The organism is Acinetobacter sp. YH12235 (assembly GCF_013417705.1).
Classification (GTDB): domain Bacteria; phylum Pseudomonadota; class Gammaproteobacteria; order Pseudomonadales; family Moraxellaceae; genus Acinetobacter.
Genome location: NZ_VPDL01000002.1, coordinates 34588 through 47600 on the forward strand (window position 1 = coordinate 34588; position 13013 = coordinate 47600).

9 protein-coding genes are annotated in these 13013 nt (G+C 42.2%); 7 read left to right on the top strand and 2 right to left on the bottom strand.

The genetic code is table 11. The annotated features are described in order from the left end of the window. Positions 1–216: 216 nt before the first annotated feature. A complete protein-coding gene (locus tag FTV13_RS01420) occupies positions 217–720 on the bottom strand; it encodes a hypothetical protein (protein WP_179992114.1) in 504 nt (167 codons plus the stop codon). Positions 721–889: 169 nt separating this feature from the next. Then, positions 890–2164 carry a citrate synthase gene (gltA, locus tag FTV13_RS01425; RefSeq protein ID WP_004782984.1) on the bottom strand — a complete coding sequence of 425 codons (1275 nt, stop codon included), beginning with the start codon at positions 2162–2164 and terminating at the stop codon, positions 890–892. A gap of 1004 nt (positions 2165–3168) precedes the next feature. Between gltA and sdhC the strand changes: the two genes are divergently transcribed. From sdhC to lpdA, 7 genes are all read left to right on the top strand, one after another. After that, entirely contained in the window at positions 3169–3567 is a 399-nt protein-coding gene (sdhC, locus tag FTV13_RS01430; protein WP_034705238.1) for a succinate dehydrogenase, cytochrome b556 subunit, read from the top strand. Beyond that, positions 3567–3932 carry a succinate dehydrogenase, hydrophobic membrane anchor protein gene (gene sdhD, locus FTV13_RS01435; RefSeq protein ID WP_004782980.1) on the top strand — a complete coding sequence of 122 codons (366 nt, stop codon included), beginning with the start codon at positions 3567–3569 and terminating at the stop codon, positions 3930–3932. The genes sdhC and sdhD overlap by 1 nt, the downstream gene beginning before the upstream one ends. Before the next feature lie 12 nt (positions 3933–3944). Next, a complete protein-coding gene (locus tag FTV13_RS01440; RefSeq protein WP_004782979.1) occupies positions 3945–5843 on the top strand; it encodes an FAD-binding protein in 1899 nt (632 codons plus the stop codon). A gap of 14 nt (positions 5844–5857) precedes the next feature. Next, positions 5858–6568 carry a succinate dehydrogenase iron-sulfur subunit gene (locus FTV13_RS01445; RefSeq protein WP_004782977.1) on the top strand — a complete coding sequence of 237 codons (711 nt, stop codon included), beginning with the start codon at positions 5858–5860 and terminating at the stop codon, positions 6566–6568. A gap of 823 nt (positions 6569–7391) precedes the next feature. Further along, on the top strand, positions 7392–10214 hold the full coding sequence (locus FTV13_RS01450) for a 2-oxoglutarate dehydrogenase E1 component (protein ID WP_180010755.1): 2823 nt from the start codon (positions 7392–7394) through the stop codon (positions 10212–10214). Between the two features lie 18 nt (positions 10215–10232). Then, on the top strand, positions 10233–11447 hold the full coding sequence (odhB, locus tag FTV13_RS01455; protein WP_179992113.1) for a 2-oxoglutarate dehydrogenase complex dihydrolipoyllysine-residue succinyltransferase: 1215 nt from the start codon (positions 10233–10235) through the stop codon (positions 11445–11447). A 95-nt stretch (positions 11448–11542) separates the two neighbouring features. Then, entirely contained in the window at positions 11543–12973 is a 1431-nt protein-coding gene (gene lpdA / locus FTV13_RS01460; protein WP_180010758.1) for a dihydrolipoyl dehydrogenase, read from the top strand. Positions 12974–13013: the final 40 nt, after the last annotated feature.

Sequence of the window (13013 nt, forward strand, 5' to 3'; positions counted from 1 at the left end):
AAAAATATCATACTTGGCTTATTTTATCGAAATTTGAGGCAGATGCTAGAGCTGTTTCAGGAGAATTGAAACAGATGCACAAAGTTATGGTCAAAAATGACTTATTATGGTGCTTTTTTATTCTGGTAAATGCACAAAAATACTCAATTGGATTTAAATAAGTTTATTTTTCATAAATAGAAATCAACAGAATACTTGAGTGAAAAGTATTCAATATCATCTGCTTATCTGATTTTTTAAAATAATATTGGGAATTTTTTTTAGAAAAATATCGCGTGCAATATCTCCCTGTTGTTCAATGTTATAGTCTAAAAAGGATTTGTTGGGATTAAATTGATATTTGTAAGGATTATATTTTCCCATACTTAAAAAATAAGCGGCTTGTAAAAAAGCGCCCTTAAACAACACATTAATATTCTGCTGATATTGATAAATATGCGCCATTTCATGAATGAAAAGCGCCTGATAAGAACGGCTTTCTTTAGAATAATCGTCCCGATAATTCAAGTTGCGGACGTGAATATAACCACTTGGTGCCATAATCACATGCTTGGATTGCCAAGGCAGGAAAGGGTGATTCATGACACGGACTGCTGAATAGTCAATCAGGTCAGCAAAGACTTGCTGGCAAAGCTTGATTTCCCCTGAAGTTAAGTTCCGGCTTTTAAACTGATCAAAACGAATCATTCTCAGGATGAAGGGAAGCAGGTAAAACAGCATTAAAACTCAATCCTTAACGATATAAGAGTAATTTCTAGAAATTTGTAGAAATTGAAAATTCTTCAGGTTTACTATTTTAAGTTTTTCACATCTTGGTTGTGTTGGTTTTTGTCAGTCATAAAAAAACCACCCAGAAGGGTGGTTTTTACGTCTTTCAACGCTAACCGAATTAACGGTTGATGTCGCGTTGAACTTCACCAGTGTAAAGCTGACGAGGACGACCGATCTTGTAAGGACCGCTGTGCATTTCTAACCAGTGGCTGATCCAACCAACTGTACGTGCAAGCGCGAAGATCACAGTAAACATTTCTGTTGGGATACCAATCGCTTTAAGGATGATACCTGAGTAGAAGTCTACGTTAGGGTAAAGGTTACGTTTGATGAAGTATTCGTCAGAAAGCGCGATACGTTCAAGTTCCATAGCAAGAGCAAGCTGTGGATCGTTGATGCCAAGAGCACCAAGAACTTCGTCACAAGTTTCTTTCATTACTTTCGCACGTGGATCGAAGTTTTTGTACACACGGTGACCGAAGCCCATGAGTTTAACTTCTTTAGTTTTCACTTTTTCCATGAAGCCAGCAACGTTTTCTACAGTGCCGATTTCATCAAGCATCTTAAGAACAGCTTCGTTCGCACCACCGTGAGCAGGACCCCAAAGTGCAGAGATACCAGCAGCGATACATGCATATGGGTTAGCGCCAGTAGAACCAGCTAAACGTACTGTAGACGTAGAAGCATTTTGTTCGTGGTCAGCGTGAAGCGTGAAGATACGGTCCATTGCTTTCGCAAGGATTGGATCTACTTTGTAGTCACGGTCTGCAGGAGTTGCAAACATCATGTACAGGAAGTTTTCAGCGTAAGTCAAATCGTTACGTGGGTAAACGAATGGTTGACCAACAGTGTATTTGTAGCTCCAAGCTGCCAAAGTAGGAATCTTAGCGATTAAACGAATCGCAGTGATTTCACGATGGTTAACATCTTCGATGTCCAGATTGTTGTGATAGAACGCAGACAACGCACCAACAACACCAACCATGATTGCCATAGGGTGAGCATCACGACGGAAACCGTTATAGAAGCGGCTTACTTGATCGTGAACCATAGTGTGGTTACGAACTTTAGCGTCGAATTCTTCTTTTTGCTCAGCTGTTGGAAGCTCGCCATTAAGAAGTAAGTAGCAAGTTTCTAGGTAATCAGCTTTAGTTGCTAACTGGTCAATTGGGTAGCCACGGTGTAAAAGAACACCTTTATTACCATCGATGAAAGTGATTTTAGACTCGCATGCAGCTGTTGCCATAAAACCAGGATCAAAAGTAAAGTGACCTGCAGCCAACACATCTTTAACGTCGATTACATCTGGGCCCAATGTGCCGCTGTAAATTGGTAATTCAATTTCTTTGCCATCAAGCTGTAAAACGGCTTTCTTGCCAGTTGCTTCAGACATTCAATAGATCTCCTGTCCTGGTGAATGTATATCCGAGTTGCCTATCAATCTTTTAATGCACAAAACGGACGGATCAAAAATTTGCTATAAGATTAGTGGCTACTGAAATTTTGTCAATTATACTTATGGATGAAAAATGACATTCTCACAGTGGTTTAGTCATTTATCTTGGTATAAAAAGTTTAATAAAATCACAGTACCAAACCTCTATAATAAGTCAAATTGAACAGAAGGTGCAGAAAAAAATATAGTCTTTGCCGTATTTGTAAGCGTTTTTTCCTAGCAAAAAATAAAGGAGAAATTGAGAAAATATTCTAAGACTGCAACTTAAAATTATATAAATCTCGTAACTTACATCGATTTCCTTAAGTTTTTACTTCAAACTTGAATTATAAATAAAAGCAATAAATTTTCTTTTTGGCTCTGTTTAATCGGCTAAAAAATAGCTCGTAAATTTACTTCACTTTGTTTAATACAACTTAAACAAAAATAAATAAGTGTTTTTTTGAATATAAAATGTCTAAAAACATCAAAAAAACTATGATCTACAAAGAGATAAGTAGGTTTTAGTATAAAAATTCTAAATTGAGATGCCTTTATATAAATAGTCATTATTTATTTGTGAAATATATCCTTATGATTTTACTTGGGATTAATAAGGATTTAGGATCGAAATTATATTTTTGCTGTTCATCTTTAGTCTAAATCTACTTAGTCGAAGCTTGGCTAGATAACAGACTAAATTAATCAAGTTAATTATTAAAAAACAAATATCTAGAATGAGAATATGAAGATAAAGTAAGTGGGGGAGAACTTAAAGTTATTGTTAATGATTCTTATTTAAAGGTTTTTTGTTCAAAAAGCCAAATACAGTTGTTTGTATTTTAATAGTTCACGTTTTATAATTCAGTGTCGTTTTATGTTTAGGCATGTATTTGCCTGATAATGCCAGCTTTCCTTCGAATTAATTCCAACAAACTCCGGATGGAGTTTTTAACTACAGGATGCCCGCTGTGAAAAGCAACAGACCTGTCAATTTGTCCATGGGTCAAGTTTTAGAAGTAAACTTAAAATCACCCGTGGCTATTGCATCAATTCTACACCGTCTTTCAGGTGTCATCGTATTTTTACTCGTACCGGTCCTTTTGTGGCTGTTGGATAAATCATTGTCTTCAGCAGAAGGTTTTGCTGAAGTGCAGGAAATCTTTAACGGTTTCTTTGTCCGCTTTATCGTATGGGTATTTGTAGCCGGCTTAATTTATCATTTGTTCACTGGTATTAAGCACTTACTTGCAGATATCGGCGTTGCAGAAGAACTGCAAAGCGGTCGTACTGCAGCTACTATTTCATTAATCTTGTCTGCAATCGGTATTGTTGCAGCATTTGTATGGATCGTACTCTAATGAAAAGTGCTACTGGTTTAACAGGTTCAGGTTCTCGTGATTGGTTTGTCCAACGCATCAGTGCTGTAGTTCTAGCTGTTTATACCGTTGTGGTGTTTGGTTGGATCCTACTGAATGGTGGCTTCAACTACGAGCAATGGTACGGCTTTATGATGACAGTTCCAATGAAGATCATGTCTTTGTTGGCAGTCTTATCTCTTGTTGCGCATGCATGGATCGGTATGTGGCAGGTATTCACTGACTATGTGACTACTCGTCAAATGGGTCCATCAGCATCAGGTTTACGCCTTGTACTGACTTCAGCAGTGATTATTGCTGTATTTGCATATGCGATCTGGGCAATCCAGATTTTTTGGGCGAATTGATAGGAAACAATCATGGGCGCTATAACCCCTAAAGAAGATTACACAAATATTCCACACGAAACTTTCGATGCAGTTATCGTTGGTGGTGGTGGTTCTGGTATGCGCGCTTCTTACCAACTTGCTCAAGCAGGTTTGAAAGTTGCGGTACTGACTAAAGTATTCCCAACACGTTCTCACACTGTAGCAGCGCAGGGTGGTATCGGTGCATCTCTTGGTAACATGCAAGAAGATAACTGGCATTACCACTTCTACGACACAGTTAAAGGTTCTGACTGGTTAGGTGACCAAGACGCGATCGAGTTCATGACTCGCGAAGCACCGCAAGTGGTATACGAATTAGAACATTTAGGTATGCCATTTGACCGTAACGCAGACGGTACGATTTACCAACGTCCATTTGGTGGTCACTCTGCAAACTACGGTGAAAAAGCAGTTCCACGTGCATGTGCTGCAGCCGACCGTACAGGTCACGCGCTTCTTCATACGCTTTATCAAAGCAATGTGAAAATGGGTACTCAGTTCTTCGTTGAATGGATCGCGCTTGACCTGATCCGTAACGAAGCTGGTGATGTACTGGGTGTGACAGCAATCGATCAGGAAACTGGTAAAATTGCCGTATTCCAGGCGAAAGCTACATTGTTCGCTACAGGTGGTGCTGGTCGTGTTTATCGTGCATCTACTAACGCATATATCAACACTGGTGACGGTCTTGGTATGGCAGCTCGTGCAGGTATTCCATTACAAGATATGGAATTCTGGCAATTCCACCCTACAGGTGTTGCGGGCGCAGGCGTACTGTTGACTGAAGGTTGTCGTGGTGAAGGTGCAATCCTTCGTAATAAAGACGGCGAACCGTTCATGGAACGTTATGCACCGACTCTGAAAGACTTGGCTCCTCGTGACTTCGTATCACGTTCTATGGACCAGGAAATCAAAGAAGGTCGTGGTTGTGGTCCTAAAGGTGATTATATCCTTCTTGATATGACTCACTTGGGTGCTGACACCATCATGAAACGTCTGCCATCTGTATTCGAGATTGGTAAGAAATTCGCGAACGTTGACATTACTAAAGAGCCAATTCCTGTAGTACCTACAATCCATTACCAAATGGGTGGTATTCCTACAAATATTCATGGTCAGGTAGTTGTTCCTGAGTCTCCAGAATCTGAAGCTCTAGTAACGAACTACGACAAGAATACTGATACCTATTCTACTAACCAAGAAGGTCGCAACTTCACGAAACCAGTGAAAGGCTTCTATGCGATCGGTGAATGTTCATGTGTATCTGTACACGGTGCAAACCGTTTAGGTACAAACTCACTGCTTGATTTGGTTGTATTTGGTAAGGCTGCTGGCCAGCACATCATCGACTACGTGACTAAACACCACGGTGATGAGTATGAACCGCTTCCTACAACTGTGCTTGAAAACACAATTAAGCGTGTTCGTAAGCTGGATGAATCAACAACTGGTGAGAATGCTCAAGAAGTTGCTGATGCAATCCGTGACATCGTTCAAGACCACGCGGGTGTATTCCGTACAACTGCGCTGCTTGAAGAAGGTGTAAAACAAATTCTTGCAATTGAGCCGCGTGTTCGCAACATTCACTTGAAAGACAAATCTAAAGTATTCAATACTGCACGTATTGAAGCTCTAGAAGTTGAAAACCTGTATGAAGTTGCTAAAGCGACCTTGATTTCAGCTGCTGCACGTAAAGAATGTCGTGGTGCTCACACTGTGGTAGATTTCGAATTACCACCAGATCACCCAGAGTATCCATATGGCCGTCGTGACGACGAGTGGATGAAACACACCTTGTGGTTCTCTGCTGATAACCGTCTTGAGTACAAGCCAGTGCGTTACAAACCACTTTCGGTTGATGCAATTCCACCGAAACCACGTACATTCTAATCAGGAGATTAAAGATGAGTAGAGGTACTCGTACATTTCATATCTACCGCTACGATCCTGATAAGGATAAAGCACCGTATATGCAAACTTTTAAGCTTGAACTGACTGATAAGCACCGTATGTTGCTTGATGCGCTTCTTGCATTAAAAGTACAGGACGAATCTTTGACATTCCGTCGTTCATGCCGTGAAGGGATCTGTGGTTCTGATGGTGTTAACATTAATGGTAAAAACGGTTTGGCGTGTCTTTGGAACCTGAACGATTTACCAAATGAAATCACGATTCGTCCACTACCTGGTCTTCCAGTAATCAAAGACCTTGTAGTTGACATGAACCAGTTCTACGACCAGTACAACAAGATTCATCCGTTCTTGATCAACAACCAGCCTGCACCTCCTAAAGAGCGTCTGCAGTCTCCTGAAGAACGTGAACACTTGAATGGTCTGTATGAATGTATTCTTTGTGCATGTTGTTCAACTTCATGCCCATCATTCTGGTGGAACCCAGACAAGTTCTTGGGTCCTTCAGCATTATTGAATGCATACCGTTTCATCATCGATTCGCGTGATACAGGTACTCAAGAGCGTCTGGCTCGTCTTGACGATCCGTTCTCTCTGTTCCGTTGTAAAGGTATCATGAACTGTGTATCTGTATGTCCTAAAGGCTTGAACCCTACTAAAGCCATCGGTCACATCCGTAACATGCTTCTAGATATGGCTGGCTAATTTAGACTGCAATCAACAGTTTTTCAAAAAGCACACTACTTGGTGTGCTTTTTGCTTTATAGCGCTCCATAAATGAACAGTGGTAGTGAAAACTGCTGTTATTGGTGCTGTATCTCATATGATCAAATCGGGTGATGAATCATTGCAGAGCATTCTGGTCGGCTTTATGCACTATTATGATGTTGTTTGAGGTATTTATGATTTTTAGATGTAATTCTGGACTGAAAAAGGTTTTCAATAATGTTATCATATAACGCAAAGTTGCAAAGGGAGTGGATTGGAAGATTTACTCTCTTTTTGTTTATCAAAAAAATGTAGGACTTTAGTCTACGCTGAATGTGTTTTTCATTTAAAGCTCCCTATGTTAGAGTAATTTCTGACGGAAGTATTTGACTAAAAAACATGCGTTCCTCGTCAAAAAAATCAATTGATTAGTCGAGATCGTGATAGCATTTAGCACAAGACTATATTTAAAAAATGTGTGGGCCGATGTACATTTTTTAAACACGGAAGAAGTTGAGACTGGTATATAAATGTAAGTCAAAGTCGCTTTAGAAAAAATGTAGTTTAAATCTTTGTTTTTTCTAAGTCGATTTGCAAAAAAATTGCTCGGTCACGATCGGGTATTCAATGAGTGATGATGCCGCTGAGGGGCGTTATTGTTCATTAAACATATCAAGAATTTTCTTGGTGTGGTGATAACGCCTCATGGCTTATGCCTTATGGGGGACTAATGTTGAATTATCAATTTGACATTACTAATCCTGGGTTTTGCTTAAAAAGCATCCTGAAAATGTTTTTGCAATAGGAAATGGGTCCACAAATGCAAGAAGTTGCTGACGCTCTGCGTCTTGACACTGAACTTTCCGCTGATAGTGCAGCGTATATTGAAGAACTTTATGAGCAGTACCTCACTGCTCCAGACTCAGTGGGTGCTGACTGGAGAGCGTACTTCGATAAATTCCCAAAAGGTGATCAACCACACAGCAATGTACGTGAGCAATTCCTACTTTTAGGTCGCAATTCAAGCCGTATTCAGCCTGTTATCCAATCGACAGTAAGTTCAGAGCATGAACGTCGTCAAATTGGCGTTTTACAGCTGATTGCTGCGTACCGTAACCGTGGCCACCAAAAAGCAAAATTGGATCCATTAGGTCTGGCTAAACGTGAAGTTGTGCCAGATCTTGATCTTTCTGCGCACGGTTTAACTCAGTCTGATCTGGACACTATATTCAATACAGGTAACCTTGCGATTGGTAAGGAAGCAGCGACTTTGGGCGAAATGGTCCAAGCGATGGAAGCGACTTACTGTAGCTCGATCGGTGCTGAATACATGCATATCGTGGATACCAAAGAAAAACGCTGGATCCAGCAACGTCTTGAAAGCGCAAGTGGTCAATATGGTCTGAGTGCTGATCAGAAAAAACATGTTCTTGAACGTTTAACTGCGGCTGAAGGTTTGGAAAAATACCTCGGTAATAAATTCGTAGGTGCAAAACGTTTTGGTGTTGAAGGCGGTGAGTCTTTCATTCCTATGGTGAATGAATTGATCCAGCGTGCCGGTTCTGTAGGCTGTAAAGAAGTCGTGATCGGTATGCCACACCGTGGTCGTCTGAACCTTCTGGTTAACATCATGGGTAAAAACCCGGCTGACCTGTTTGGTGAGTTCGAAGGCAAATCACTACACAAGAAAGGTTCTGGTGACGTTAAGTATCACCAAGGTTTCTCTTCTAACGTAATGACTCCAGGTGGTGAAGTTCACTTGGCATTGGCGTTTAACCCATCTCACCTTGAAATCGTTGGACCTGTAGTTGAAGGTTCTGTACGTGCACGTCAAGTACGTCGTAAAGACATTGGTGGCGATGATGTATTGCCAGTAATTGTTCACGGTGATGCTGCATTTGCAGGTCAGGGCGTAAACCAAGAAACCTTCCAGATGTCACAGACTCGTGGTTACACAGTAGGTGGTACAGTTCATATCGTAGTGAACAACCAGGTTGGTTTCACCACATCTGATCCACGTGATGCGCGTTCTACAGAATACTGTACTGATATCGCAAAAATGATCCAAGCACCGATCTTTCATGTAAATGGTGATGATCCGGAAGCTGTATTATTTGTTGCTCAGCTTGCCCACGATTTCCGTCATACTTTCCGTAAAGACGTCGTGATCGATATGTTCTGTTACCGTCGTCGTGGTCATAACGAAGCGGACGAGCCTGCTGCAACTCAGCCAATGATGTACCAAGTGATCAACAAAAAAGCGACCACTCGTACGCTTTATGCTGACAAATTGGTTCAAGAGGGTGTACTTGATCGTGCAACTGCAGATCAAATGGTTGAACAATACCGTTCTGATCTTGAAGCAGGTAAACATGTTGCCAATGCATTGGTTCTAGAGCCGAACAAAAAAATGTTCGTAGACTGGACACCGTACCTGGGTCATGAATACACAGATGAGTGGGATACTACTTGTGATCTAGAACGTCTTAAAGAGCTTGGCCGCAAAATGCGTGAGCTTCCAGAAGGCTTCGTGATGCAGCGTCAGGTATCTAAAGTGATTGACGACCGTCTGAAAATGCAAACTGGTGAAATGCCGCTGAACTGGGGTGCTGCTGAAACTCTAGCCTATGCATCACTGCTAGATGATGGTTATCTGGTTCGTTTAACTGGTGAAGACGTGGGTCGTGGTACATTCTCACACCGTCATGCAAAACTGCATAACCAGGTAGATGGCTCAACTTATATTCCACTTTGCCATATCAAAGAAAACCAACCGCGTGTTGCGATCTATGACTCTTTATTGTCTGAAATGGCAGTACTGGCATTTGAATACGGTTATGCGACTACTCTTCCTAAGAGCCTGATCATTTGGGAAGCTCAGTTTGGTGACTTTGCAAACTGTGCACAGGTGGTGATCGACCAGTTCATCTCATCTGGTGAAACCAAATGGGAACGTGTATGTGGTCTGACTATGCTTCTGCCACACGGTTTTGAAGGTCAAGGTCCTGAGCACTCATCTGCACGTCTGGAACGTTTCTTGCAACTATGTGCTGAAGACAACATGCAAGTAATGACTCCAACTACACCTGCACAGATCTTCCACGCGTTACGTCGTCAGGCAATCCGCCCGATCCGTAAGCCAATGATCATTATGTCACCTAAATCATTGCTTCGTCACAAATTAGCGGTGTCTAATCTGGAAGAACTGGCTAACGGTACATTCCAGACTGTGATCGACGAAGTAGATAACATCAACAAAGCAGACGTAACCCGTCTGGTACTGTGTGGTGGTAAGGTTTACTACGATCTGGTTGAAAAACGTCGTGAAAAAGAATTGAACAACACTGCAATTGTACGTATTGAACAATTGTATCCGTACCCAGAAGCACGTCTTGCAGAAGTTCTTGCTCAGTATCCAAACGTGAAAGAACTAGTTTGGGCACAAGAAGAGCCGAAAAACCAAGGTGCTTGGTTGTTCATCGCGCCTCGTTTATATGACGATGTGATGAAAGCGGGCAAACAAATCCGTATTAGTTACGCAGGCCGTGAAGCTTCAGCTGCACCGGCGTGTGGTTCACCATACTTGCATGCAAAACAACAAGCTCAGCTCGTTAACGACGCTCTAGCGATCGATGCTGAATAATCCAGGAGATTCTAAATAATGGCAACCGAAATTAAAGCACCGGTATTTCCAGAGTCAGTTGCGGACGGTACGATCGCAACTTGGCACAAACAACCAGGTGAAGCAGTATCACGTGATGAAGTGATCTGTGATATTGAAACTGATAAAGTTGTTTTAGAAGTTGTTGCTCCTGCAGACGGTACAATTGCATCAATCGTTAAAAATGAAGGCGATACAGTGCTTTCTGCTGAAGTGATTGCTCAATTCGAAGAAGGTGCAGTATCTGGCGCGAGCCAAACTCAAGCAGTTCAATCTGAAGAGAAAGTTGAACAAGCAGCTGCACAAACTGAAGCGGGCAATTCACCAATCGTTGAGCGTAGCCAGGTTCAAGACCAGGCTCCAGCAGTACGTAAAGCATTGACTGAATCTGGAATTAATGCTGCTGACGTATCCGGTACAGGCCGTGGCGGTCGCATCACTAAAGAAGATGTTGCGAACCATCAATCTAAACCTGCAGCGCCTGCTGCTGCACCGCTTAGCGTTGCAGTCGGTGAACGTATCGAAAAACGCGTTCCAATGACTCGTCTGCGTAAACGTGTTGCTGAACGTCTACTTGCTGCAACTCAAGAAACAGCAATGTTGACGACGTTCAACGAAGTAAACATGAAACCGATCATGGAAATGCGTAACCAGTACAAAGAGGCGTTTGAAAAACGTCATGGTGCGCGTCTAGGCTTCATGTCATTCTTTGTTAAAGCGGCGACTGAAGCGCTGAAACGCTATCCAGCAGTGAATGCGTCTATCGATGGCGACGATATCGTTTACCATGGTTACTATGACATCGGTGTAGCGGTTTCTTCTGACCGTGGTCTGGTGGTTCCTGTTCTTCGTGATACAGACCGCATGAACTATGCTGAAGTTGAAAACGGTATCCGTGCATACGCTGGTAAAGCGCGTGAAGGTAAACTTGCGATTGAAGACATGACTGGTGGTACTTTCACAATTACCAACGGTGGTACTTTCGGTTCATTACTTTCAACGCCAATTCTAAACACACCACAAACTGCGATTCTGGGTATGCACAAAATCCAAGAACGTCCTATGGCAGTGAATGGTCAAGTAGAAATCTTACCAATGATGTACTTAGCGCTTTCTTATGACCACCGTTTAATCGATGGTAAAGAAGCAGTTGGCTTCCTGGTAACAATCAAAGAATTGTTAGAAGAACCAGCTCGTCTGATCCTTGACCTATAATTTATACATTTAAAATCTCCCCAAACCCCTCTTTCTAAAGAGGGGCTGTCCCCCTGTGTTAAAGGGGGATGTAGGGGGATTCTTTGGAGATAAAAATGTCTCAATTCGATTTAGTTGTAATTGGTGGTGGCCCAGGTGGCTACGAAGCTGCAATTCGTGCTGCGCAACTTGGTTTCAAAGTTGCTTGTATCGAAAAACTTATTCATAAAGGTAAACCATCTTTAGGCGGTACTTGCCTAAACGTGGGTTGTATCCCTTCTAAAGCACTTCTAGATTCTTCTCACCGTTATGAAGATACTGTTCATCACTTAGATGATCACGGTATTACGACTGGTGAAGTGAAGTTTGATCTTGCAAAACTTCTTGCACGTAAAGACAAAATCGTAAACCAATTGACCATGGGTATCGACGGCCTGCTGAAAGGTAATGGCGTTGAATGGTTAAAAGGTACTGGTAAATTGCTTGCTGGTAAAAAAGTTGAGTTCGTTTCACACGAAGGCGAAACTCAAGTTTTAGAACCTAAATACGTGATTCTTGCGACTGGTTCTGTACCTGTAAATATTCCTGTTGCTCCTGTAGATCAAGACATCATTGTTGACTCTACTGGCGCGCTTGAATTCCAGGAAGTACCTAAACGTCTTGGTGTCATCGGTGCAGGTGTCATCGGTCTTGAACTTGGTTCAGTATGGCGTCGTCTTGGTGCTGAAGTTGTTGTATTTGAAGCAATGGACGCATTCTTACCAATGGCTGATAAGGCATTGGCGAAAGACTACCAAAAAGTATTGACTAAACAAGGTCTGGATATCCGCGTTGGTGCGAAAGTATCTGGTACTGAAGTGAACGGTCGTGAAGTTACTGTTCAGTACACTCAAGGTGGTGAAGACAAAACTCAAACTTTCGACAAGTTGATCGTTTGTGTTGGTCGTCGTGCTTATGCTGAAGGCCTATTGGCTGAAGATTCAGGCATTAAACTCACTGAACGTGGTCTGGTTGAAGTAAACGATTGGTGTGCAACTTCTGTTGAAGGCGTATACGCAATTGGTGACTTGGTACGTGGTCCAATGCTTGCCCATAAAGCAATGGAAGAAGGTGTAATGGCAGTTGAACGTATTCACGGTCATGCTGCACAAGTCAACTACGATACGATCATTTCTGTAATTTACACACACCCAGAAGCGGCGTGGGTAGGTTTAACAGAAGAGCAGGCGAAAGAAAAAGGCCACGAAGTTAAAACGGGTCAATTCGGTTTCGCTGCGAATGGTCGTGCAATGGCTGCGGGCGAAAATGCTGGTTTCGTGAAGTTTGTTGCTGATGCAAAAACTGACCGTCTACTGGGTATGCACGTGATTGGACCTGCTGCGTCTGATATCGTACACCAAGGTATGATCGCTCTTGAATTTGTTTCTTCAGTAGAGGACCTACAGTTGATGACTTTCGGTCACCCAACGTTCTCTGAAGTCGTACATGAAGCTGCTCTTGCAGTTGATGGTCGTGCGATTCACGCGATCCAACGTAAGCGTAAGTAATTCTTCGAAGAGCGGCTCCGGCCGCTCTTTTTACATTTGG

Excerpts from the sequence above, each read along its gene's own strand:
- FTV13_RS01420 (WP_179992114.1), bottom strand. The coding sequence starts at position 720 with ATGCTGTTTTACCTGCTTCCCTTCATCCTGAGAATGATTCGTTTTGAT.
- gltA (WP_004782984.1), bottom strand. The coding sequence starts at position 2,164 with ATGTCTGAAGCAACTGGCAAGAAAGCCGTTTTACAGCTTGATGGCAAA.
- sdhC (WP_034705238.1), top strand. The coding sequence starts at position 3,169 with ATGCCCGCTGTGAAAAGCAACAGACCTGTCAATTTGTCCATGGGTCAA.
- sdhD (WP_004782980.1), top strand. The coding sequence starts at position 3,567 with ATGAAAAGTGCTACTGGTTTAACAGGTTCAGGTTCTCGTGATTGGTTT.
- FTV13_RS01440 (WP_004782979.1), top strand. The coding sequence starts at position 3,945 with ATGGGCGCTATAACCCCTAAAGAAGATTACACAAATATTCCACACGAA.
- FTV13_RS01445 (WP_004782977.1), top strand. The coding sequence starts at position 5,858 with ATGAGTAGAGGTACTCGTACATTTCATATCTACCGCTACGATCCTGAT.
- FTV13_RS01450 (WP_180010755.1), top strand. The coding sequence starts at position 7,392 with ATGCAAGAAGTTGCTGACGCTCTGCGTCTTGACACTGAACTTTCCGCT.
- odhB (WP_179992113.1), top strand. The coding sequence starts at position 10,233 with ATGGCAACCGAAATTAAAGCACCGGTATTTCCAGAGTCAGTTGCGGAC.
- lpdA (WP_180010758.1), top strand. The coding sequence starts at position 11,543 with ATGTCTCAATTCGATTTAGTTGTAATTGGTGGTGGCCCAGGTGGCTAC.